Origin of the sequence: Seleniivibrio sp., from assembly GCF_021209385.1 — a bacterium.
GTDB lineage: Bacteria > Chrysiogenota > Deferribacteres > Deferribacterales > Geovibrionaceae > Seleniivibrio.
Map to the genome: position 1 here is coordinate 56,636 of NZ_JAJOIL010000005.1, position 24,241 is coordinate 80,876.

19 protein-coding genes are annotated in these 24,241 nt (G+C 45.8%); 8 read left to right on the top strand and 11 right to left on the bottom strand.

Annotated elements, in window-relative coordinates; translation table 11 throughout:
- Nucleotides 1-37: 37 nt before the first annotated feature.
- From LRY47_RS01655 to LRY47_RS01690, 8 genes are all read right to left on the bottom strand, one after another.
- Nucleotides 38-160, bottom strand: a complete 123-nt coding sequence (locus LRY47_RS01655) for a hypothetical protein (RefSeq protein WP_295221888.1) — start codon at nt 158-160, stop codon at nt 38-40.
- Nucleotides 157-2,184 carry a polyphosphate kinase 1 gene (gene ppk1, locus LRY47_RS01660; protein WP_295221891.1) on the bottom strand — a complete coding sequence of 676 codons (2,028 nt, stop codon included), beginning with the start codon at nt 2,182-2,184 and terminating at the stop codon, nt 157-159. Before ppk1 ends, LRY47_RS01655 begins: the two co-directional genes overlap by 4 nt.
- A 90-nt stretch (nt 2,185-2,274) precedes the next feature.
- Nucleotides 2,275-3,792, bottom strand: a complete 1,518-nt coding sequence (locus LRY47_RS01665; RefSeq protein WP_295221892.1) for a hypothetical protein — start codon at nt 3,790-3,792, stop codon at nt 2,275-2,277.
- Entirely contained in the window at nt 3,789-5,315 is a 1,527-nt protein-coding gene (locus LRY47_RS01670) for a Ppx/GppA phosphatase family protein (protein ID WP_295221894.1), read from the bottom strand. The genes LRY47_RS01665 and LRY47_RS01670 overlap by 4 nt, the downstream gene beginning before the upstream one ends.
- 44 nt (nt 5,316-5,359) lie before the next feature.
- Complete coding sequence (locus tag LRY47_RS01675) at nt 5,360-6,706, bottom strand: CHAD domain-containing protein (protein ID WP_295221895.1); 1,347 nt, start codon at nt 6,704-6,706, stop codon at nt 5,360-5,362.
- A 2-nt stretch (nt 6,707-6,708) separates the two neighbouring features.
- Nucleotides 6,709-7,164 (bottom strand): histidine phosphatase family protein, encoded by a 456-nt coding sequence (locus LRY47_RS01680; protein WP_295221897.1) that lies wholly within the window; start codon nt 7,162-7,164, stop codon nt 6,709-6,711.
- A gap of 97 nt (nt 7,165-7,261) precedes the next feature.
- Nucleotides 7,262-7,489: a hypothetical protein gene (locus tag LRY47_RS01685; protein WP_295221899.1), complete on the bottom strand. Its 228-nt coding sequence runs from the start codon at nt 7,487-7,489 to the stop codon at nt 7,262-7,264.
- An 82-nt stretch (nt 7,490-7,571) separates the two neighbouring features.
- Entirely contained in the window at nt 7,572-8,186 is a 615-nt protein-coding gene (locus tag LRY47_RS01690; RefSeq protein WP_295221901.1) for an acetate uptake transporter, read from the bottom strand.
- Between the two features lie 1,141 nt (nt 8,187-9,327).
- Between LRY47_RS01690 and LRY47_RS01695 the strand changes: the two genes are divergently transcribed.
- From LRY47_RS01695 to LRY47_RS01715, 5 genes are all read left to right on the top strand, one after another.
- Complete coding sequence (locus LRY47_RS01695) at nt 9,328-10,440, top strand: ABC transporter substrate-binding protein (RefSeq protein WP_295221902.1); 1,113 nt, start codon at nt 9,328-9,330, stop codon at nt 10,438-10,440.
- A 57-nt stretch (nt 10,441-10,497) separates the two neighbouring features.
- Nucleotides 10,498-11,610, top strand: a complete 1,113-nt coding sequence (locus LRY47_RS01700) for an ABC transporter substrate-binding protein (RefSeq protein ID WP_295221903.1) — start codon at nt 10,498-10,500, stop codon at nt 11,608-11,610.
- Between the two features lie 206 nt (nt 11,611-11,816).
- A complete protein-coding gene (locus LRY47_RS01705) occupies nt 11,817-13,559 on the top strand; it encodes a thiamine pyrophosphate-dependent enzyme (protein WP_295221906.1) in 1,743 nt (580 codons plus the stop codon).
- Nucleotides 13,556-14,065: a 2-oxoacid:acceptor oxidoreductase family protein gene (locus LRY47_RS01710; protein ID WP_295221909.1), complete on the top strand. Its 510-nt coding sequence runs from the start codon at nt 13,556-13,558 to the stop codon at nt 14,063-14,065. The genes LRY47_RS01705 and LRY47_RS01710 overlap by 4 nt, the downstream gene beginning before the upstream one ends.
- The gene (locus tag LRY47_RS01715) at nt 14,049-15,272 is read left to right on the top strand and encodes a phenylacetate--CoA ligase (RefSeq protein WP_295221912.1); all 1,224 of its coding nucleotides are present in this window, start codon (nt 14,049-14,051) and stop codon (nt 15,270-15,272) included. Before LRY47_RS01710 ends, LRY47_RS01715 begins: the two co-directional genes overlap by 17 nt.
- Here the strand turns inward: LRY47_RS01715 and LRY47_RS01720 are convergent, their stop codons facing one another.
- Together LRY47_RS01720 and LRY47_RS01725 are read right to left on the bottom strand one after the other, a co-directional pair.
- Nucleotides 15,273-15,878: a trimeric intracellular cation channel family protein gene (locus LRY47_RS01720; RefSeq protein ID WP_295221914.1), complete on the bottom strand. Its 606-nt coding sequence runs from the start codon at nt 15,876-15,878 to the stop codon at nt 15,273-15,275.
- Complete coding sequence (locus LRY47_RS01725; RefSeq protein ID WP_295221916.1) at nt 15,875-16,621, bottom strand: ABC transporter permease; 747 nt, start codon at nt 16,619-16,621, stop codon at nt 15,875-15,877. Before LRY47_RS01725 ends, LRY47_RS01720 begins: the two co-directional genes overlap by 4 nt.
- A 166-nt stretch (nt 16,622-16,787) precedes the next feature.
- Here LRY47_RS01725 and LRY47_RS01730 point away from each other — a divergent pair, with 166 nt between their 5' ends.
- The 3 genes from LRY47_RS01730 to pap all read left to right on the top strand — a co-directional run bounded on the left by LRY47_RS01730 (nt 16,788) and on the right by pap (nt 23,892).
- Nucleotides 16,788-19,514, top strand: coding sequence for an ATP-binding protein (locus LRY47_RS01730; protein WP_295221918.1), 2,727 nt, complete (start codon nt 16,788-16,790; stop codon nt 19,512-19,514).
- A gap of 92 nt (nt 19,515-19,606) precedes the next feature.
- Nucleotides 19,607-22,324, top strand: coding sequence for an ATP-binding protein (locus LRY47_RS01735; RefSeq protein WP_295221920.1), 2,718 nt, complete (start codon nt 19,607-19,609; stop codon nt 22,322-22,324).
- Between the two features lie 98 nt (nt 22,325-22,422).
- Entirely contained in the window at nt 22,423-23,892 is a 1,470-nt protein-coding gene (pap, locus tag LRY47_RS01740; protein ID WP_295221921.1) for a polyphosphate:AMP phosphotransferase, read from the top strand.
- Nucleotides 23,893-23,993: 101 nt separating this feature from the next.
- Here pap and LRY47_RS01745 read toward each other — a convergent pair.
- Nucleotides 23,994-24,241, bottom strand: a 248-nt coding sequence (locus LRY47_RS01745; protein ID WP_295221923.1) for a transposase, incomplete at its 5' end; no start/stop codon positions are given.

Below are 24,241 nucleotides of genomic sequence, written 5' to 3' on the forward strand. Positions count from 1 at the left end.
GCCGTCTCTGCGAGGGCTATTGCCCGAAGCAGTCTCATTATTTATCCGTTTTCTTCGGCTTGCAGAGCTTCTCTTTTTTGTCAGATTGCGCCCCGCATTTTGAACATTCAAACTCTTTTTCTTTGTCTTTATTAGGCTTTTCGCCGCATTTCTTGCTCATAGCTTTGCCTTCTGTGTGTAGAGCTTAAGGTTGTTCTCTATAAGATAGTCCTGATAGTTCAGTTTGTCTTTAGTTCCTTTTACTTTTACATATTCGGAACCTTTCTGCATCCACACCTTCTGGTTGTCGCGTAGGTTCAGGTCGAGGATATTCAGCAGAAAATTTCTGCCCTCTTTCTTTGTCACTTCAAAAAAAAGCTCCACGCGCCTGTCCATGTTGCGCTCCATCCAGTCGGCGGTGCTGAAAAACACCCTCTTCTTACCGCCCGCGTGGAAATATATGATTCGCGGGTGTTCAAGAAACCTGCCCACGATACTGCGCACGCGGATATTCTCCGTCACGCCCTTGATACCTGCCTTGATTCCGCAGATACCTCTGACGATAAGCTCTATCTTAACTCCCGCACATGAAGCCTCAATAAGCTTGTCTATCAGCTTCTTATCTATTACGGCGTTGACTTTTACGATCATCTTCGCCTCTTTGCCCTCTTTGGCAAAGGCAATCTCTTCGTCGATAAGCTCAAGCACTTTCGGCTTTATATATTTCGGAGCGAGATAAAATCTGTTCCATGTGCCTATATCGGTGTAACCCATAAGGAAATTGAACATGGCGGCACTGTCCTTGCCAACCTCATCATCCGCAGTGATATAGTCGATATCTGTATAAATTCCCGCTGTAAACTCGTTAAAGTTGCCTGTGGACATGTGGGAATAGCGCACGACACGCCCGCTCTCTCTGCGGACAATCATAAGGTTTTTGGCATGTATTTTAAGTCCGGCTATGCCGTATGTGACTATACAGCCCGCCTCTTCCAGCATATTCGCCCAGTCAACGTTTCTCTCTTCGTCAAAACGTGCCTTAAGCTCAATGACAACACTGACGTGTTTCCCGTTTTGCACCGCCCTTATAAGGCTTTCCAGAATGGTGGAATTTTTGTTTGCCCTGTAAAGAGTCATCTTTATCGCCATAACGTCAGGATCTGCGGCGGCTGTCGCCACCATTCGGGAGACCAGACCGAAATCATGAAACGGGCGGTACATTATGATATCCTGCTTTTTGATCTGCTCGAAAATATTGATACTGCCGTCGATATAATCCGGCAGAATCGGCTTAAACGGCGGATAGCAAAGGTCGGGACGTTCCCCCGCAACGGAGAACAGCGAAGTCATATCTATTATGTCGTCGATAATGTAAACGTCGTTCTTTGAAAAATGCAGGTGAGATTCCATATGATCCAGTATCTCCTGCGGCAGACGGCTGTCGGTCTCCACGCGGCAGATACCTCCCTTTTTACGGGATTTCAGGAAGTTCTGAATTGAAAGGAGCAGGTCGTCCGATTCCTCCTCGTCAAGTGTGAGGTCGGCATTCCGCGTGACCCTCAGCAGATAACTGTCAAGAACTTCATAGTCGGGGTAAACAATATTAAGGTATTTTGTAAGTATATCTTCCGTAAAAAGAAAATAAATCTTATCCAGTTTAACGCGGAATATCCTGCGCAGGTTCTCCGGCAGAATGATTATTGAATGATGAACAACTCCGTCTTTTTTTATAAGCACATAAAGGCAGAGGCGCAGGTTGTGTATGAACGGCATGGGGTTGTTTGAGGAGAGAGTCACAGGGGAAATCACAGGGTATATCTCCTCGTTGAATATCGCCTCGGTGATATCATCCAGATTAGCCGTAAGTGTGGGGGCTATCATGATACTCTCTTTCTCAAGATCCTTTTTCAGCCCTGCAAATATCTCCTGACGTAAATTGGTCAGTTCATGCGCTTTGGCGCTGATATGCTCAAGCTGTTCCTCCGGTGTGCTTCCGGATGCGTCCAGCTTCGTGTAGCCCGCTTCTATCTGGTCACGCAGACCGCCCACGCGTATCATGAAAAATTCGTCGAGGTTGGATGAGAATATGGCAAGGAATTTCAGACGCTCCAGAAGCGGAACGGAAGAGTCCACTGCCTCCATCATCACCCGCCTGTTAAACTCCAGCCAGCTAAGTTCTCTGTTTATGTATGGGCTGATACTCATATCAAACCGACCCCCTGTATAACTATTGACATCCGGAATGCGCCGCGCATTAGGCTCGGTTACGAGGCTGACGCGGCAGTTTCAAAAAATTTATTCGTAAAGGATTCTTGCTTCAAGCTCTATGGGAATACCGAACGTATCGGTGAATATTTTGCTCTTTTCGCTGAAAGCATGTTTCTCAAGGAACGCCATGCATTTACATTTTGCCTTTATGACAACCTTTCCGGTCTGTATGTCCACGTCAAAATCCTGAACAATGTTCATATGAGATGCATCCAGCGAATCGGCTATTCTCAGTATGCTCACCAGTTTCTTAATAAGGAGCTGTTTCTCGATGGGGAAATAGTGATATTTCTGCTCAAACCACTTGTCCACGTCGCCGTTGTGCATCAGCACGAGATATGAGACGAGCTTAACCCTTTCACGCGGAAGCCCCGGAATCTGTAGAGACTGAACAAGGTAGTAAGAGTGCTGATTATGTCTGACAGAGTCGATATAATAGCCCACATCTGAAAGCACCGCCGCCGCTTCAAGTATGAATTTTTCCATTCTGCCCAGCGAGTGCAGAGGTTTTAAGGCATCAAACAGCTTCATGGAAAACCTTACCGTGGTGTCGGCATGCTGTCTGTCCATGTTGAAACGCTCGCCAAGTGCATATACCGTGTTGCGTACGCGGGTGAAAAATCCGCGGTCGCGCACTGTCTTAGTGTGGAAAAGACTGAGCATGTGGGGGAACGACATCCGCGAAAACCGAACGTGGTCAGTGCCGATGAAGTCCATCAGTTTCAGGTACGTCACCAGCGTCGGAACAAGAACGCTTGCCTCATCCCTGCGGATATTCATAACCGTTTGTATCGTGTCTCTGGGAAGCTGTTTAACACGCTCGTACAGTTCTTCGAGCTGTTTTCTTGAGAGCATTGTCTTTTTCGGCTGAAAGATGTTCAGAAGAACGTTCAGCGATGAACCCGCACTGACGAAATATTTCAGTTTGCAACCGGCAGGAAGCGCACTTTTCATGGAATAGCACATCTTCTCGACGTACTGCTCGTAAGCCTTATATCTTATTCTGGCGGGAATATCTCCGAAGATACGGCGAAGACGCAGCGACCCGTAAGGAAGAGCGCCTGAATAGACATTCTGTTCGTCTTTCAATATCGCCATGGCAATGTTGCCGCTGGAAATATTTGCCAACAGAACGCCGGCTTTCTCGTAATCGTCAAAATTTTCTATATCATTCTTAACACTTACAAATTTAATATATATTTCATCAGATGGCTGGATAACCTCAAGCTCAATGCCTGTTTCCTGACGGATATGGTTGATAAAGAAAGCCTGATTGCCCGCCTCGCGCACACCGCTGGTGCAGACGGCGGCATAGTTTTTCTTTATGCCGTATTCATCCATTTTGGTCTTGAATTTTTTCAGTATGTCGGTGGCGGCGTATACGCTTTCCAGCGAGATGTACCCTTTTGTAAATGTGTCCCTGCCCAGCCTGAAAGGCTTGATCAGATATTCAAGGGTGCGTTCCTCTCCTTTAACATATTCGCTTATGTGCATTCTGAAGGCGCTGGCGCCTATGTTTATGGCAGCAAAGATTCCGTTCTTCATACCAGCCTTACGGGGAGTTTTAAAAGCTTAACAAGCATGTCCCGATTTCTTTCAAAGTCTTTTATCTCAAGGGTGATGTCCTTGTCGGATATTGGCTTTATGTCTATGGAAACGTTTGTCACGGTGATCTCAAGTCTGTCTATCAGACCCTTGTGGGTTCTGTCCAGAGCGATGGCGAGCCTTAAAAGCGCCGCAAGTTTTTCAACGCGAAGCTGCATTGCAGGCGACAGAGAGATGAATTCGTCATGGGCGACCTTCGGCATACTCTTTCTGTGATATCTGGCTATGCTGGCAATCGCCTCTATCTCCTCGTGGGTATAGCCCACAAGTTCTGAATGTTTTATCATGTAGTAAGAATGTTTATGGTGCTTTGAATAGGCTATGTGCTTGCCGATGTCGCGAAGAAGAGCCGCCGCTTCAAGCAGAGCCCAGTCACGCTCTATCAGCCCCATACGGTCTTTCAGCCCGTCAAAAAGCATTTTTGCCAGCTTCTCAACCTGAAAAGCGCCCGCCTCGTCAAAATCGAACTTATTGCCTATCTCAACAAGCCTCGAATAGCGTACTCCGTCCATGCTGTTCTGAAACGGCAGTTCGATGCCCATCTTGTTTATGGTGTCTATGGTAAGCCCTGCGCGCAGTCCTCCTGTCAGGGTATAAAATCCGTCTATTCCCGTCTCTTCCAGTATCATATCCGTCTGAATTGCTGCGGAAAGTATGATATCCGCACGTTTCTCTTCCATCCCCTCTATCTTTATGCGCTCTTCGTTGCTCTTCATTCTGATGTCGCTGATGAATTTTTTCAGAAACTTCCGCTCAACGTATTTAACAAGGCTGTCGCGAAGATTTTTATCCTTATAGTGGCAGATATAACCGACGTTGTTCATAGAACCGCCGGTGCATATGACCATCTCAAGCCCTCTGCCCAATTTCATCTTGTCAATGAATTCCGCGATATGCTCTTTCATTGCAAGTATCTGTGCCGATGTCGGCGGGTCGCCTTCCAGAAATTCCCGCGTGAGTCTGTTGCATCCCAGCGGAAGGCTTTTTGCCTTTTCGACATCTCCGTTTCTGACAACGGTGTATTCGGCGCTTCCGCCGCCTATATCCGTTATGAGAGCATATCTGTCTTTCAGCTCAAAGTTTGCACTCGCCGCCAGATATGTCAGCCGCGCTTCCTCCTGTCCGCTGATAACCTCGATCTTTATTCCGCATTCCTGCTCTATAATATTAAGTGTCTCGCCCAGATTGTCCGCCTCGCGGAACGCCGCAGTGGCAATGGCGCGTATTGTTCTGCACCCTTTGCTCTCGGCAAGACGCCTGACATTATTAAGTGTGTCTACAAGTATCTCTATGGTCTCTTTTGGGAAATAGCCAAGGGTGTATATGGTGTCGCCAAGACGTATCATCTCTTTGTAGTCTTCAAGGACGCGGTAGCTTTTGTCCTTAACCTCGGAAATCTGTAGGCGGAGCGAATTGCTGCCGATGTCGGCAACCGCCACCCGAACGTTGTCGTTAGATGCCATTGTAACTCCAAATATCCATCAGAATTTCTTCTGTCTTAAGTATATCAAATTCCGAGAGATTTTTTAACCCGTTTCCTGCCCTTGCGGAATATTCTGATAAACTCCACTGCGGTTTCCCTCTCCTGCGCCTTTTTCAGCGTAAGCACGGCAAGGATATACCCGCAGGCTGTAAGAACTTTCGCGTCCTTTTCCGCATTAAGTCTCTCCTGCATATGCACACACTGCACGGAAAGGTCGTTGTATCTGCCCAGACTGTCCTGCAAAGCCCTCAGACGGGTCAGAACATCCGCAGTGTTCTCCTCTTTTATGAACAGCGTAAAGAATTCTATGCAGTAGCGCAGTTTTTTAAACGCTATCCGAACCGAATGTATCTGTTCGGCTGGAGTGTCTGCACCAATGCCGTCTGTGATCCCTTCCGCCAGACCGAATATTTTAGCAAGCGCCTTCTTAGCCGCTTTCTTTGTATTCACAAAACCTTTGCGCCCGATATGCGCACGGGATGATATCAGCTTTTCCCAGCCCGCAAGGTCAATATTATACTCTTCCGATGTCAGAAAATTTTTCAGTTTTTCATAGCTTTCGTCCCGTTCCCATCTGAAATGTTCCCGCAGAGGCGCAAGCGCATCCTTCATCTCGTCAGGGAGCAGTTCGTCGTAACATTCAAGCTCTTCCAGATACACGTCCATGTCCCTTGCTCTGCCGGTATATCCGCCGAGGGTACGGAAAAAATTCTTATAACGCGCCTCTTCCGCATCTTCATAAACGCCTTTCAGCATAGACATTGCAGACCTTGTTCTGCGCACGGAAACACGGAAATCGTGCAGGAACTCCGAATCGTAACCGTTTATTATGCCGTCGGTGTTCAGCCGCATTATCTTTATCAGCTCCCCGTACACAGTTTCCATGGAATCATGAAGCACGGCGGAATCATCCGCAGCGCACTGAACCCGTGTAGTGTAGCTCATCATGGGGTCGCCTTTGCGTTTCACATATGCCAGAAGTCCTCCGCCGAAACTTTTCAGCTCTTCCATGCAGTAATGAAAAGCAAATTCGTCCTGTACCTCTGCGGTATAAACAATATATGATCCGGGAAGTGTATAGAGGATGCCTTTGATATCGTTCGCAGTGAATGAATGAACGGTTATGTCCACTGACATTTTTTCAAAGAGATGCCGCTTTTCCGATTGTCCGGAACAGTCGCCGTCTTTAACATCAGCATTGCCGTTAAAGAACACAGTGTCTTTTCCGTCACTGAAAAGCAGACATCCTGAGCGGATGAGCAGCCACTCGAAAGTGTCGTATATATTTGCCGTAAGATCTTTGTTCTTTCTGTATCTGAGCCTGAATTTTCTGTCCGATGCAGGTTTTACGTCTGAAATATAGTATGGCATGATTAAAGCAGAGCCTTCTGCTGTATGAGGTTCACAAGAACGCTGTCGTCTATATGGGCTATGGAACCTTTCTTAAGCTGGAGCCGCAGAGCCTTTCCGCCTGTTATGAATGATATTACTTCCGAAAGATCCGGTTCGTGTCCCACAACAGCCAGAGGCGATGCATGACGCCAGTCGGAGATCGTCTCCAGATAATCCTTTATCTTTGCTCCTGGGTTCAGACGCTCCTTAATGTCGTATTTGACACCGCATATCTCAGATATTATGGATGCCGTTTCAACCGAACGCACAGCGGCGGATGTCAGAACAGCCGCAGGTTTATCATAAATATTAAAGAAACGGGTAAAGGCTCGTTTTGCCCTGACCTTCCCTTTTTCAGTCAGCGGACGGTCAAGGTCTCTTCCCTTAAACGCCTCTCTCTCTTCCGCGTGACCGTGGCGAATCAGATAAACTATCATAACTGTCCCCGCATTATGTTAATAATACAAGGATACCAGAGGGGACACCGTTATACAAGAACAGGGGCGTGTATTAATGTCAGAAAAGTGTAAAAGATTAAGACTGGCAGGAGAGTCCGTAACGGACATAGCTGCGCAGGGCGATGAGGGCGAGATCGGCGAATTTCCCGTCGCCGCTGTTAAGTGTTATCTGCTCCATGCTGTCAACGGTGAATTCGGCAACAACAGCGCCTTCGACATCTTTAACGCTGCCTTTGCCGCCTGTTATGCGAACCTTCCAGCCCGCAAACTCTATATCGCCAGTTTCAAAACTTGAAATATCCATCCGCCTGCTCCGCGCAATAAACGAAAACGGCGGTCGATGAGGACCGCCATTACCGCTTTGCTTTAACACCTTTGCAAAATTCTTACCCGATGGGCAGAACTGTTTTTTTGTAAACTTCGTTGAGAACCTGAGCCGCGCCTGCATACATTGCAGAAAGACCGCAGAGAACTCCTTCAAATCCGGCGAATTTTTTGATGGATGCGCTTTCAAACATATCGCCTATGGCAAGAAGCATGAACAGTATCACAAGCAGGAAGAAAACAACCTGAAGAGCTTTGTTCAGCTTGAAAGTACCTATGAAAAGAATGAGAGAGAAGAAGCCCCACAGAAACAGATAAGCAGACATTGCTACTGTGTCGGGTTTCTCAAATCCCATCTTGGGAAGGACAATTATACCAACGAGAGTAAGCCAGAAAAGTCCATATGATGTAAAGGCTACTGTGCCGAATGTATTTTTCTTTTTCCATTCCATCATGCCGACGATTATCTGTCCGAGACCGCCGTAGAAGATACCCATTGCAAGGATTCCGCTGTCCAGCGCAAAAAGACCGATGTTGTGCAGGTTAAGAAGAATGGTTGTCAGACCAAAACCCATAAGTCCCAGAGGAGCAGGATTTGCGGTGGAATCTGCGATAACTGTCTCCGCAATCTGTCCGAGAGCCGTGTCAGTATTCACAGCTTCAACTTTGTTGCTCATATTCTACCTCCAAAGTTATAATGACCAATCATCAATAAACTTGCTTATTTCTCAGTTTATCAACCTTTGCTGATTTCTATATACAAACGGTTTTATGACAATGCAATAACTATTTATTCCGAGTGAACAAGGTTAATTAATGCTATATTATTTAAAAACATAGTTATATATTTATAACATACGCTCTATCTTTCTTATATAGGGCTTTAAATATATTGTTCAGCATACATTCATCTTTTTATGCACCGGAAATGTCCCATTAAAATTACATTATGTTCTATTTTAATTTTTTTATGTCCGATGAAAAATTTTTGCTTACCGCTGACAAAAACTATGACATATAACCCCTATTTTACTTATTTTACGCTTATAATGAATCTGTAAACACCAATGGTTAATCATGCCGCTGACAGAAGCAGCATGACACGTTTTAAGTATAGATGCATATCATTTTTGACAGATTGCAGCAGGAAAGCAGCTATTATTAAAAAAATACAAAACTTTGTTTCTTTTATATTAATATTAAGACCGAATACAGCATACATACTTTATCATAAATGCTATATTTACAGCTATTATTGACCTGTTTTACTGTTTATAACAGATTACTATTTACACTGTCAGAAAAACTAGAATAAATAAGCTGACTTATTTTTCATGCTGGCAGTAAGCCTTAATGTTTACCAGTTATTACACCGATCTGAACCTATAACGGTAACAATCTTCCAAAATACATGTTAATAGCAGTATTAACACAGATAAAACAATTTAAGGCATCAATTAAATAATACTAATTATCAGCTCTTTATACACTTCCAACATTGATTTTAAATTTTATATGATTTTTTAAAATTAAATTTTCCTGACATTCCAACTATTTCCAAACTTAAACAAACAAAAGTTAGTTCGCAAAACATTATTTATATTGACACTAAAATTAATTTACGAAATAATCTATTCATGAAAATGAACAGAACTTTCACAGAAACCTCTTTTTTCTTTTTTGGTTTCTTTTGGTGCTCAGCCTCTGAGTAGACCGTGGAGTTCTGCACGATAAGCTTGCAAGGGGCTGTGAGAACGAACTCACAGCCCTTTTTTTTGGCTTGGTATCACAGTGTAAATATATAATCGGAGGTAAACGATGAAAAAAACGGTAATTACGATTCTTATGCTTCTTGTCTCGGTATGCGCCTACGCCGAGATAAAGATCGGTGCTCTTCTGGCGCTCTCAGGTCCTATTTCAAACCTTGGAAAACCCGGTCAGGAGATCATCGACGGTGTCATCGCCGAGGCAAACAAAACGAACATGCTGGGCGAAAAGATAACTGTAGTGTCCTATGATACTCAGTCGCTTCCGGACAGAGCGCAGACATATGCGAAAAAGCTCATCGCAAAGGACAGGGTTAACGTTATCGTGGGTCCCAACGGAACGGGCGAGGCGCTCTCTGTCTTAGGCGAAGCGATGTCCTCCAAAACGCCGATGATGGCATTCGCCGGAGGAACATCAGTTGTAATGCCTGTCCGCCCCTATATTTTCAAATCCCCCCAGACAACCACAACAGCAATCGAAAAAGCTTTCAACTATCTGAAGAAAAAAGGAATAACAAAAATTGCAGTCGCAGCTGACGCAACGGGTTTCGGTCAGGACGGTCTCGACCAGATTAATAAATATTCCAAAGGTTTTACTATCACAGGCATTGAGAAGTTCAACGCAACCGATAACGACGTGACAACACAGATGTCAAAACTGCTCTCTGCAAAACCGCAGGCGGTTGTCATCTGGACAGTGGGCAGAGCGGGCGCAATAGCTGCAAAAAGTCTCCGCGCACTCGACCCAAACATTCTTATGGTTCAGTCACACGGGATCGCGGACAACTCATACCTTAAACTGGCAGGTGCTGCCGCAGAAAACACCATCATGCCCTCGGTCAAACTGACAGTGGCATCAAGCATACCCGCAAGCGACCCGCAGAAAAAAGCTATCGACCTTTTCGTTAAAAAATACGGCAAACTCATAGATGAAACGTCCGTACACGCAAGCTATGCATACGACGGTATAAACATTGTCCTTGCCGCCCTGAAAAAAGCTAAAGCAGAAAAAATACCTCTCCAGCAGGCGATGGAAAAGATAACCAACTTTGTCGGTGTAACAGGCGTTTACAACATGAGCAAATCTGACCACTGCGGTCTTGACCTCTCTTCAATGGTCATTGTCAAGGTGAAAGACGGCAAGTTTGTTCTCGAAGAAATGTGATTTTCATATTATAAAGGCTGCAGAATACACTGCGGCCTTTATTTTTTGGAGGAAAATATGAAGAAAGTTCTCATAACTACATCTGTGCTTCTTCTCAGCATATCTGCATATGCAGAGGTGAAGATAGGTGCGCTGCTGGCTCTTACAGGTCCCATATCTAACATCGGCAAACCCTCGCAGGAGATACTTGAAGGTGTTATCGCCGACGCGAACAAAGCAAACTTCATGGGCGAAAAGATCACCCTTGTCTCATATGACACACAGGGGATGCCCGACAAAACGATGATGTTCGCAAAAAAATTAATAAACAAAGACAAGGTTGACGTTATCGTGGGTCCCACGTCCACAGGCGAGGCGATGTCAGTTATCGGCACCATCATGGAAGCCCAGACACCCACAATGGGATTCGTCGGCGGAACTCCTCCTGTTGAGCCGGTACGTCAGTACATGTTCAAATCACCGCAGAAAACATCCACTGCTGTTGAAAAAACCTTCGGCTATCTGAAAAAGAAAGGCTGGACAAAGATAGGCGTTGTTGTGGATGCAACCGGTTTCGGTCAGGACGGACTTGACCAGATAAACAAATACGCCGCCGGTTTCACAATCACAGGCGTTGAAAAGTTCAACATGACAGACACCGACATGACAACACAGATGAAAAAGATACTGGACACAAAACCTCAGGCGATTGTGGTGTGGACAGTGGGCAAAGCGGGTGCAGTAGCCGCGAAGAGCCTGCGCGCACTGGATAATGACATCCCGCTGATCCAGTCACACGGCATAGCGGACTTCGCATACACAAAACTTGCAGGTGCGTCTGCGGAAGGTTCAATCATGCCCGCACTTAAGATCGTCGTCGCAAAACAGCTTCCTGCGAACGATCCCCAGAAAAAGGCAATAGACCTTTTCAACAAACGCTACGGCAAACTGATAAATGAAACCTCCGTACACGCAATTTACGCATACGACGGTATAAACCTGATGCTGAACGCTATGAAACGCGCCAAAAACGAAAAGATAAGCATCGTTCAGGCGCTGGAAACAACAAAGAATTTCGCCGGAGCAACAGGCGTTTATAACATAACAAAAACAGACCACTGCGGACTGGATATGTCCTCTCTGGTGATGGTCAGAGTTAAGAACGGTCAGTTTGTTCTTGAAGATATGTAAAACTCAACAAGGGAGGCAATCGCCTCCCTTGTTTTAAGTCCCACTTTGAAAAAGGGGGATTTAGGGGGATTTTCTTTCCGGCTTTTTAAGAACAAATCCACCCCGCCACTCCTTTGCTAAAGGAGGGAGAAAATCAGCTTTTTTCTTTAAATTCTTATTTCATTAGTGTACTATCTCATTCTGTCATTAATTTTACGGTGATTCAGATGGTAAACGGTTTTTTTCTCGGCAACGAACTGATTGCTCTTGCCGCTGTTGATTCGGGAGTTAAAAGCGCATACGCATATCCCGGAACCCCTTCAAGCGAGATACTTTTAGCTTTTTCAAAATTCGCACCGGAGCGCTATGCCCAATGGTCGCTGAATGAAAAGATAGCCCTTGAGCTTGCCGCAGGCGAAGCGATATCAGGTTCCTCCACACTCTGCTGTATGAAAATGGTGGGACTCAACGTCGCCGCCGATCCGCTTTTCAGCGTGGCATACACAGGTGTTGACGGTGCGATGGTGCTTGTGTCCGCGGACGATCCGGGACCTTACAGCAGCCAGACGGAGCAGGACAGCCGCATGTATGCCGTAAGCGCAAAAATGCCCGTTCTCGACCCGTGCAACCCGCAGGATGCTTACCGTCTGACAATGCTTGGATATCAGATATCCGAAAAATACCGCCTTCCCGTGATGGTCAGACCCGTTATGCGCGTCTGCCATTCCCGCCAGAATTTTGAGGCTGGCGACGTTTCCAAGGAACCGATTCATGGACAGTTCAGTAAAAATACTCCGCGCTGGGCGGCAACACCGAAATTCCGCCGCATCCTCCATGAAAAGCTTAACAAGAACCTTGACCTGCTCGCCGCAGAGATGGCTCCTAAAATACCGGAAAAAAGATACGACATGGCTGTTGTTGCCTCAGGCTACGCATACGCCATGGCAAAAGACGTCATAAATGAAATGAACCTTCCCTTCGACATGATAAAGGTTGATATGCCCTTCCCTCTGGACAAACAGTTTGTCATAGAGGCGGAGATGGTATACGACCGCATCGTCGTACTTGAAGAAACCTTCCCTGTTATCGAACATAACTTTACAATAAAGACCGTGGGCAGGTTAACGGGACTTGTACCATCCGAAGGGGAACTTACAGTGGACATCATCGCCGATATACTTTTCAAAACGGCGGGGATGACACGCAAAACCGATAAAGCCGAAATAACCACTTCCGAGACACCTGTCCAGCTCAAACCTCGCCTCTGCGCGGGATGCGGACACAGACCCGCTTTCTATGCCATGAAGCTTGCCGCTCCCAGCGGTATCTTCCCCGGAGATATAGGCTGTTACACTCTCGGCGTAAACCTTGACGCAGTTGACACATGCATCTGTATGGGCGCATCCGTAACTTTTGCGGAAGCAATGAAACGCTCCAACCCGGACAGACCCGTCATATGCACCATAGGCGATTCAACATTCTTCCACACAGGTGTCGCGGGACTTACAAACGCCGTGGTCAACAGCGCTCCTATAGTCGTGGCGATACTTGACAACGAAACCACAGCCATGACAGGCTTTCAGCCTGTACCCCACAAAACAGGCAAGCTTACTATTGAGCAGGCGTGTCAGGGTGCAGGCGTCAGGCACATAGCGAAAGTTGATCCCTATAATCTGAAAAAAGGCGTTGAAGCACTCAAACAGGCGCTTGCATACGCGCATACGGATAATTCCCCCGCAGTGGTGATCTTCACTAAAGAATGTGTCACCAAAACCCGCTATAAAAATAAAAAAATTGCTGAAATAACAGATGCATGCACCGACTGCACCATATGCTATGAAAAGTTCGAGTGTCCGGCGATATACAGAGACAAAGCGAAACGCATGGCAAAGATTGACGAAACTGCATGCGTGGGCTGTATGGTCTGTATTCAGGTATGCCCGCAGAAAGCTATCGGGGTGAAGAAATGATTCAGGGCGTAATTTGCGGAAAAGGCGGACAGGGTGTCATAACTCTTAATGCCATGATAGGAACTCTGGCAGCTAACATGGGAATACCTGCCGTTTCTGCGGAAACACACGGCATGGCTATGCGCGGAGGTTCAGTCGCAACATACATAAAAATAGGCGAATGTCTCAGCGCCGCAGTTGCGGAAGGTTCTGCAGATTTCATTATCAGCCTAACAAAAGACGAGGCGCTCAGAAATCTCAACTATATAAAAAAAGACGGGGTAATCATCGTAGACACGGATGAACCCTTTGACATAAGCGGAGTTAAAATAATCTCCCTGCCGGCTTCCGACATGGCGGAAAAAGAATTCGGCGGCAGGATATACGGCGGTCAGGTGCTTCTTGGCATCTTGCTCGGCTGTTTTGACGGTATTGACACCGAAAAAGCGTTGGAAATACTGGAAACAGCCCCAAAAATAAGCATCCGCGCCATAGAATACGGAGTCAGATATGCACAAACTCACTGACATACAGCTTTTAAAGCTTGGTACCACACTGCATCATATAAAAAAGGCGAACCCCTTCTATTTCCAAAGATACGAAACGGACAGAATCACTTCATATGAAGACCTCACAAAAATGCCCTTCATCACGAAAGATATACTTCGTCAGGGATACCCCTTTGCGTATGCGTGTGCAGACACAAAAAACTGTATGCGGATGCATATGTCAAGCGGTACCACAGGCAAACCTATTATAAACCCCATGACCGAAGGGGACGTTAACCAATGGGGCGAGATAATGGCGCGCTGCTACACCACAGCAGGCGTAACCTGTGAGGACACAGTCCAGATAACCCCTTCGTTCGGGCTTTTCAACGGCGGTTTCGGCTTCCACTACGGCGCGGAAAGGCTGAAAAGCTTCATAATACCAATGGGTGCCGGACGCTCACTGCTCCAGCTCCAGTTCATAAAAGACCTTGAGACTACCTGCCTCTGCGCAATCGCTTCCTATCCTCTGAGGCTTATTGAAGTTGCGAAACAGGAAGGCTTTAACTTTAAAGAGACGAAACTCCGCGTGGGCATATTCGGTGCTGAAACATGGACGGAAGGCATACGCAGGCGTATCGAAAAAGAGATGGGCATAGAGACGTTCGACATCATCGGCATGACAGAAACCGGCGGCGTGGGACTTGGAATAGACTGCAAAGACCACAGCGGGATACACGTCTGGGACGACCATTATATTGTCGAGATAGTCGATCCGGAAACTGGCGAACCCCTGCCCGACGGTGTTGAAGGCGAAATGGTGGTGACAACGCTCACGCGTGAAGGTCTTCCGCTCATACGCTACCGCACGAGAGACATCACAAAAGTAATAAGCCGCGAACCCTGTAAATGCGGTCTGCATACGATGAAGATAGCCAGACTGAAAGGCAGAACGGACGACATGCTCAAGGTGAAAGGTGTAAACTTCTATCCGGCACAGATAGAATCCATACTGATGGAATTCACCGAAATCGGTGAGGAATACCGGATAATACTTGATAAAAAGAAGGGCAAAGGGGATGTCACCCTAGCCGTTGAAACCAATACGATAACCGACGACGCAAAAGACAGACTTGATACGAAGCTTTATGACTTCCTCGGATTCCGCGTGGACGTGCAGTATCTTAAACCGGGTACTCTGGAGCGCTCCGCAGGAAAAGCCATCAGGGTTGTTGATAACAGATAGCTATTTTGACGCTCTGGGCAGGTGATATCCGAACCGGAGCGTTATCATTCTTATACCGAACACAAGAAGTGCGCTTACGGTGGCATTCATGGCGGGAGCAACACCCACATGGTGCAGAACACAATAAAGCGCGCCGCCGACTATACATGCCGAGGCATATACCTCACGGGTGAGAACGAACGGAGTAGCGTTTATAAGCACGTCCCGTATCATCCCGCCCAGCGTTCCGGTCATCACTCCGAATATCATACTTCCCAGATACCCAACTCCCGCGTGGAGAGCTATGTTTATACCTATTACATTGAACACGCCGAGACCCAGCGCATCCATCCATACAAGCAGGTTATATGTCCGTTTGACGTGGCTGTGGAAAAGAAACACCACAAGCGCACCGGCAATGGACAGAAAAAGATAGTTCATATCGTTGAAAAGGAACGGAGGCACACGCCCCAGCATCGTGTCGCGAATGGTTCCGCCGCCCACAGCCGTAACAACGGCAAGGAAGCTTACACCGTAAAGATCGAGGTTTTTTCGTACTCCCGCAAGCGCACCGCTCACAGCGAATGCGAAGGTTCCAAGAAGGTCGAGTGCATATAAAAGCGTCATTCATGATCTCCGGTTGCTGCCGCCATCACCATGTCGTTTCTGAACATCCGGCAGGCGAGATATGAGGTCAGTATGTTGACCGCAAAGATCATATACATTACCACGAGCTGATATACAATAGCTTTCATAGGGGATACGCCAGCCATTAAAAGTCCGGCAGCAAGACCGGGGAGAAGCACCACGCCCAGTGATGCAATATTGTTCAGAACCGGAGTTACTCCTGCCCGCACAGCCGCCACCACAGAGTCTTTTGCAGCGACGTCCATATTAAGTCCCAGAGCCAGCATCCCCTGAATTGTCGGGATATTTGCCTTGCACTCAGCGCGCAATCTGTCCACGCTGATGCTGTGCGCGTTCATGCAGTTGCCGACCACCATGCCTGCAACGGGAAGGACGGCATTCATCTGCACAGGCACCGCCCCGCTCAGTATCACAGGCAGAAGCCCCAGCATTGAAGGAAGATAAATTGATAGGAAACCGCGCACGATATGTCCGCCCTCGGTACGCGACCTGCCCTTTGCGGTATATGCGGCAAAAAAAGACATGAAAGCGGCGAAATATGTCACATGCCATACGTTTTCCAGACGGAAGATATATTCCAGAACAAGCCCCATGATAAACATCTGCACAACGGAACGAACCGCCGCAAAGCTTATGGATCTGTTCATATTCAGTCCAAGGCGGGATGAGGCAAAGATGGTAAACAGAAAAAAAGCTATAATCGCAATATATGAACCTGTCATTTTTCCTACCTTTTGTTAAAAAAATCCACCATTAGTAAATACTTGATACTCAAATGTTTTTAAAAACTATGTATTGAAATACTAACAACACGCGTCTTATTATTGTATCATATATACATAATATTGAGTCAATTTAACTGATTCACACTGATTGGGGGCACCTACTATGCAGCCTCTCGCTTCTGCCGCATCGAAGAAACAGAAATATTACGATGCAGCAATGATAATTTTTCTGTCTGCCGCCGGATACCTCGGAAACATTTTTAAATTCGAGATATTCTTTAACGTCGATTTCCTTTTCGGCAGTATAGCGGTAATGTACGCCATCAAGCGCTACGGCAAGCTGGGCATAATCCCTGCCATCATAGCGTCGCTTTACACCTATACCCTCTGGAACCACCCGTATGCAATAATAATCTTCACGGCAGAGGCGGCATTTGTTGCTTTTACGCGCAGACGTGAAGAGGATATAATTATCCTTGATCTCATATACTGGCTGACTTTCGGAGCCGGCATGGTGTTCTTTTTCTATCATTACGTCATGGGGCTTCCGACCGAATCATCCCAGATAGTTATCCTTAAACAGAGCATAAACGGGATAACAAACGCGCTGTGCGGTTCGCTCATTTACCACGGACTTAACTATTTTCGTAAAGTATCCGGTTATAATTTCAGACGGATATCCTTCCGCCAGACATTTTTCAAAATAATCATGCTCATCGCCGCCATACCTGCGCTTCTTTACGTTATCATCGGAGTCAAAATGCAGACGGTCGCTCTTACGGAAGGGCTTAAGGACAACCTCAACACCATATATAATACAGCATCCATATCATTCGGATCGCTCACAAAAGATGTTAACAAAAAAATAAGAATAATCGCCTCAATTGAAAAAGAGCACGAACAGCCGCGCATTGAAGATAATATGAAAAGCATTCTGATGTCGTCTGACACCTTCACGGGCATAGGGTATGTTTCACCTGATATAAAACCGAGAGTGATCTACAGCAAGACATACGACAAACTTTCTGAACACAGAAACGTCGATTTGAATAAAAATGCGATTTACAGGCAGGCAGCACGCTCCGGTAACGTTATCTTTTCAAATCTCCTGCCGAACAGTCTTCAATATCCTCAGCAGAATACTGTTCTTGCTGTGAAAGCTTTGTTTGACGACAAGAACAAGCTGTCGGGTTATGTTCAGGGCAGTATAGATTTCAAAACAGTGGAAAATCTTCTGCGTTCTGTTTCACAGGATTCAAGGGTTCTGCTGACACTCTCAGACAGCCGCGGGAAAATCATAATCAGCACCGATCCGCAAAAATCACCCGGACAAAAACTCACCTTTCCGTCGGGTTCATTTGCGGAGGATTATGACAAAAGAGGCATTTTTCTTCTCACGCCCTGCCCGGCAGACAACATCTCTGTCATGACGAAATGGAAAAACGCCTTCTATATAAAGAAAGGTACTCTGGGAGATTCGGGGCTGACCCTGACGGCAATGGTTCCACTTTCCGCCCATGTACAGCGGGTGAACGATATCGGATTCAGTGCGCTAAAAATAATATATATCATGATGATACTCTGTATTCTTGCCGCACTGTTCATAAGCAGACAGGTATCGTTTCATCTTGAAACTCTGCGCAGATGCTCCAGCGAATTGCCTGAAATAGTCCATTCGGGCAGTAAGTTTTCAAGAATCAACTCGGTCTTCTCGGAAGTGTCCGAGCTTTCGGATAACTTTGTTAACATATCCGCTATGCTCTCCGCAAAGTTTTCAGAGCTTTCAAAACAAAAAGCTGAACTGGCTCTGATACTTAATTCAATACCCATGATAATCTTTATGAAGGATATCAACAACAGATTTCTGAGCGGAAACAGTGAGGCGGCTAAAAAAATGAACGTTAAAGAAGAAGCTCTGGCAGGCAAAAAAGTGAGCGAACTTTTTCCGGAAATGGCAGATGACGTATATGAAAACGACACAAAGGTTATTACCACTAAAAAACCTTTGCTGGGTGTTATACAGAACTACAAACTAAAAGACAGAACCCTCGTTGTCAAAACTGACAAAATACCTATACTCGACGAAAACGGGGATGTGGCGTATATACTGGTAATATCAACGGACATCACGGATGAACATAAGGCGCAGGCAGAGAAGCAGCGTATGCTTGAAACCCTTTATCAGCAGGCAAAAATGGCGGAGATGGGCGCCATGACAGCCGCTATCGCCCATCAGTGGAAACAGCCGCTTAATACTATAGCTCTGTTGACGCAGATACTGATTTCCGATGCAAAGGACGAAAGCGCCACAAAAGAATCAATTCTGTCATCCACAGATATGATAATGAAAAACGTGGAATTTATGGTGCATACAGCTAAGGATTTCACCGAATATTTCAAAATCACAAAAGAGAAACAAATGTTTCGCGCCTGTGAGACGATATCGGAAGTTTATACCCTTGTTGAGCCTCAATTCAGGAAACACAGCGTCACCGTTGATGTCCACGAACACGAGCATTTCCTCATATACGGACTTCGCAACGAATTTAAACAGGTTTGTCTGAATATTCTGAACAACGCAAAAGACGCTCTTGTCGAACGGAATGTCGAAAACAAAAGGATAGACGTTTATTATGAAAATGATGACAATTTCAGAAAAATCATAGTACAGGACAACGCCGGAGGTATAGACCCGAAATTATTGCCTGATAAGGTATTTGAGATATTCCAAAGCACAAAAGGTGAAAAAGGAACCGGGTTAGGACTTTATATAAGTAAGTCTATAATTGAGGAACATATGGGCGGAAAAATAACAGCTGAGAATTCGGATCATGGAGCAAAATTCACCATATTTCTTCCAATAGATCAGACAATTACGAAGGAGAATTGATATTTTATCATTTGATAAATTGAATACTATCTGTTATAGATGTTATATCTTACGCAGTAAGACTTATTTGCTTTTTTTATTGGGAGCGCAACTTGTTGAATACTGTCCGCATTAATTTTTATGCGGTTTTAGTCATAGCCATGCTCGGAACGCTTGGATATGTCTTTAACCAGAATAAACTTGAACTCTTTTTCAATGTGGATTTTCTGTTCGGCGGTTTTTTCGCCGTAATAGCCGTAAAAAGATACGGGGTATACGGGATCTTTGCCGCAGCTATTGCTTCGTTCAGCACATATTTCCTGTGGAATCACCCTTACGCAATTATAATCTTTACCGCAGAGGCTTCAGTTCTTGCATATTTCAGCAATAAAAGCGATGACCTCGTAATAATCGACATATTATACTGGCTGACACTGGGTCTGCTGTTTGTGTTCTTTTTCTATTCGGGCGTGATGGGTCTCGGAATAAAAAATTCCGCCATCGTATATCTGAAACAGAGCATCAACGGCATATTCAATACACTTTTCGCAGTTACCGCCGGAAACTTATGGAATCTCATTTCAAAAGAGATAGGGATTAAATATGCAAAAGTATCCCTGAGATCCATAATTTTCAGCACGATCCTGTTTCTGACTGCTGTTCCGGCGCTGTTTTATATCGTTTCAAACGTGCGGCACCACTCGCAATCAATGTCAAACGATATGCAGCTTGAACTGAACTCCATGACAAACGCAGCATCGCTCTCCACCGACAACGTTCTGCGCTCCAGCATGACAAGTCTGAACACCCTTGCGGATAATATTCAGGAATGTTTAAACGAGTCCGGCGTAAATTCTCTGGGCGAAGAAAGGATAATAACCGTTCTGCGCTCATCGGAAGCTTTCCTTGGGCTGGGCTTCATCAAAACAGACAAAACATCCGCGCCTATATACACCTACAGCGACGGTGAACTGAAAAGGTATTACGGCAAAGACTACAGCGACCGGAATTATTATGCTCTTGCCGACAAAAGCAAAGATATCATCATTTCGGAAGCACGCAAAAGCAACCTGCTTAACCTGAATAACTCCATACTGATATTGGTTAAAGCCGTAAAAAATGCCGATGGAAAAGTATTGGGATATGTTCAGGGCGGCATACAGTTCCAGTCTGTCTATAACCTTCTGAACACAGTATCAAAGGATTCAGGAATCTTCTTCACCCTTGCAGACAGGCAGAACAGACCCCTTGTGACTACAAACCCGCAATATCAGGGGCAAAGCATCATCCCTGCCAAAAGCACCGACGGCATAATTGAGGATTTCGGCAACGGCATAATGCAATGGACCGTGCTGCCCAAAACCAATAAATCCGTCATGACACGATGGCAGAAGTCTTATTACATTAAATCCGTACCAATCAATTCCGACCCCAAGCTGACACTCACTGCGGAAATGCCTCTAACCTCTTATGTAGCAGATATCATTAACATGGGTCTGAATGCCCTTACAGTAACATATATAACCATAGTGCTGTCTGTGGTGCTTGCCTGGTTTGTAAGCCGCAGAACCGCATTCCACCTGAGCAGGCTGTCCTCAAGAACTGCCCACATACACGAAAACCTGCAATCCGAATCGTCAGACGGCTGGCCGAACTCCGTATTCAGCGAGATAACAGAACTCTCAACAAATTTCCGTCAGATGGAGCAAGAGCTTACAAAATATTTCAAAGAACTCAACATACAGAAGAACGAACTGGAAATAATCCTCGATTCACTGCCTATCATTATTTTCCTGAAAGATACCAGAAATTACATAACATTCGCCAATAAGACCGCTTCAAACTTTGTTTCCATCGGCAGAATAGACAAAAAACCTGTCAGCGATATCTTCCGCCACGACCACGCAAGATTCTATGCCGACGACAAAAAAGTCATGGAAACAAAGAAACCCGTACTGAAGATAGTTCAAACCTATCCTTTTGAATCAGGAACAATTACAGTCATTACCGACAAGATCCCCCTTTTCGGAGATGACGGAAACGTTAAGTCCATTCTTGTGATCTCCAGAGACATTACGGAAGAACTCAAGGCGCAGGAAGATAAGCAGAGAACCCTTGAAATCCTCTACCAGCAGTCAAAAATGGCTGAAATGGGAGCAATGATCGGCGCCATAGCACACCAGTGGAAACAGCCGCTTAACTCCATAGCTATTCTGACACAGCTTATCGAAGCAGATGTGGAAGACGATCAGCTATGCACAGAAACACTGATGAAAAACACTTCAATAATAATGAGCAACGTCAACTTCATGTCCCAGACGGTGAACGATTTCATAGGCTTCTTCAAACAGGGAAAAACCAAAGAACTGTTCAAAGCCTGCGAAACCATGACGGAAATATATAATCTGCTGGACAGACAGTTTACAAAAAACAATATAGAAGTGGTGTTCCACGATCACAGACACTTTGATGTCTTCGGAATAAGAAACGAATTCAAACAGGTCTGCCTGAACATAATGAACAACGCTAAAGAAGCCCTAATAAACAGCGAAACGGAAAATAAACGCATTGATGTATATTACGAGCAGGATGATCTGATGAACAGAATCGTGATAGAGGACAACGCGGGCGGAATCCCCGAAGACCTGCTGCCGAACAAACTTTTTGAAATGTATCAAAGCACTAAGGGCGAAAAAGGAACAGGACTCGGGCTGTACATATGCAGGTCCATCATAGAAGAACATATGGGCGGACGCATCATCGCAGAAAACACTCTTACCGGGGCAAGGTTCATTATCATGCTACCTTCCGAAGAGGTTGCGATGTCCTGACACACCATTTTCGGTAGCCCCCCAACATAGGACGCGTAATTTTTCCATTACGGGTGTATATTTATAAAACATACACACAGAGCTTATGGAGGGCATTTATGCTCGAAAGTTTCAAAGAATCCGAAATCCTCTCAAAAGACCAATACACTCAGGAACTGAACAAACTCCGCACACAGCTTATCGACGCACAGTACGAATTCAAAAAATACAAAAGACCGATGATAGTCATCCTTACGGGGCTGGACGGTGCAGGCAAAGGCGAGCTTGTAAACTTTATGGCAGACATAATGGACACAAGACTTATCGAAACCTCAACCTTCTGGCAGGAAACGGACGAAGAGAGGGAACGCCCCTATTACTTCCGCTACTGGAACGCTATGCCCCCAGGCGGAAAACTGGGAATTTTTTTCAACGGATGGTACGACAGAACAATACGCCGCGCACTGGAATCAAACGACGATCCGGAAGCTTTCGCAAGAGGTCTTGAAGAGGCGGCGGATGTTGAAAAGATGCTTGCACAGGACGGCACGGTAATTGTCAAGATATGGGCTCATATAACCAAAAAAGAGCAAAAGAAACGCCATGACAAACTGATCAAAAAAGGGAAGCAGTCCGAAGAAATAACCAAGCGCGCCCTGTGGTATTTCAGCAAATACGAAAAGATAACCGAATGTGCGGAAGCCGCGTATAAAGCAACCCACAATGAATTTGCCCCATGGGAGGTCATAGACTGTACGGACAGGCGCACGAGAGAGATACATTTCCTGCGGGTGATACTGGACAATATGAACCGAGCCCTGAAAGGAAATATGCCGAAAAGCAGAACTGAAAATCTGTCCGGTCTGAGTTTCCCTGACGTTCTCGGCAGTCTGAAACAGCACAAAGAGACGGATCAGAAAACTTACCGGAAAGAACTGGACGAACTTATCGACGAAATAAAGCCGCTGGCATGGGAGGCATATCAGAAATGCATCAGTACCATGATAGTCTTTGAAGGCTGGGACGCAGCAGGCAAAGGCGGCTGCATCCGCAGGCTTTTAAGAGCATTCGATATGCGTCTTTCAAAGGTAACTTCCATCGCAGCACCGACGTCGGAAGAACTTTCACGCCATTACCTCTGGCGCTTCTGGCGTCAGGTACCCCGTGCAGGTCACATCGCCATTTTCGACAGGTCGTGGTACGGCAGAGTTCTGGTGGAAAGGCTTGAAAATATTACTCCTCCCGCCGACTGGTTCCGCGGGTATTCTGAGATAAACAGCTTTGAAAAGCACCTGAGCGATCGCGGCGTACATCTGGTGAAGTTCTTCCTTCACATAACGGACGACGAACAGCTTGAACGTTTCAAAGAGCGGCAGGAGATCCCATGGAAACAACACAAGATAACCGATGAGGACTGGCGGAACAGAGAAAAGAACGCTGAATACAAAGACGCATACAACGAGATGTTCTTTAAAACCAGTACAAAATATTCGCCATGGAAGATAATTCCGGCAAACGACAAAAAGGGCGCGCGGATGGAAGTTTTAAAGCATATAAAAGGAAGCCTGCAAAAGGTTCTGAACAAATAAGAAAGGCACGCTAACGCGTGCCTCAGACTGATGACAAACGCCGTATTTCGTGAGAAGTGCGGCGTTTTTTGTTTTTGTATCTTGTTATTTCTTTTTCCGGTTTATATCGCATCCGAAAGCTGATTTTCATCATTTATCACGGGTATTTCAAGCATCTCTCTGAAATATATAAACAAATATGACAGCACAAGGGCTATCTTCTTCATATTCTGCACTGCCGCTGAAAGAAGGCACTGCTCAAATACTTTACCTATTCCACGCATCCGGGCATAGCGGTGACCGTGAAGCTCCTTCGCATCCGCAAAGCTGCGCTCTACCGTCTCCTTACGCCTCCCGTATATCTTCTTAC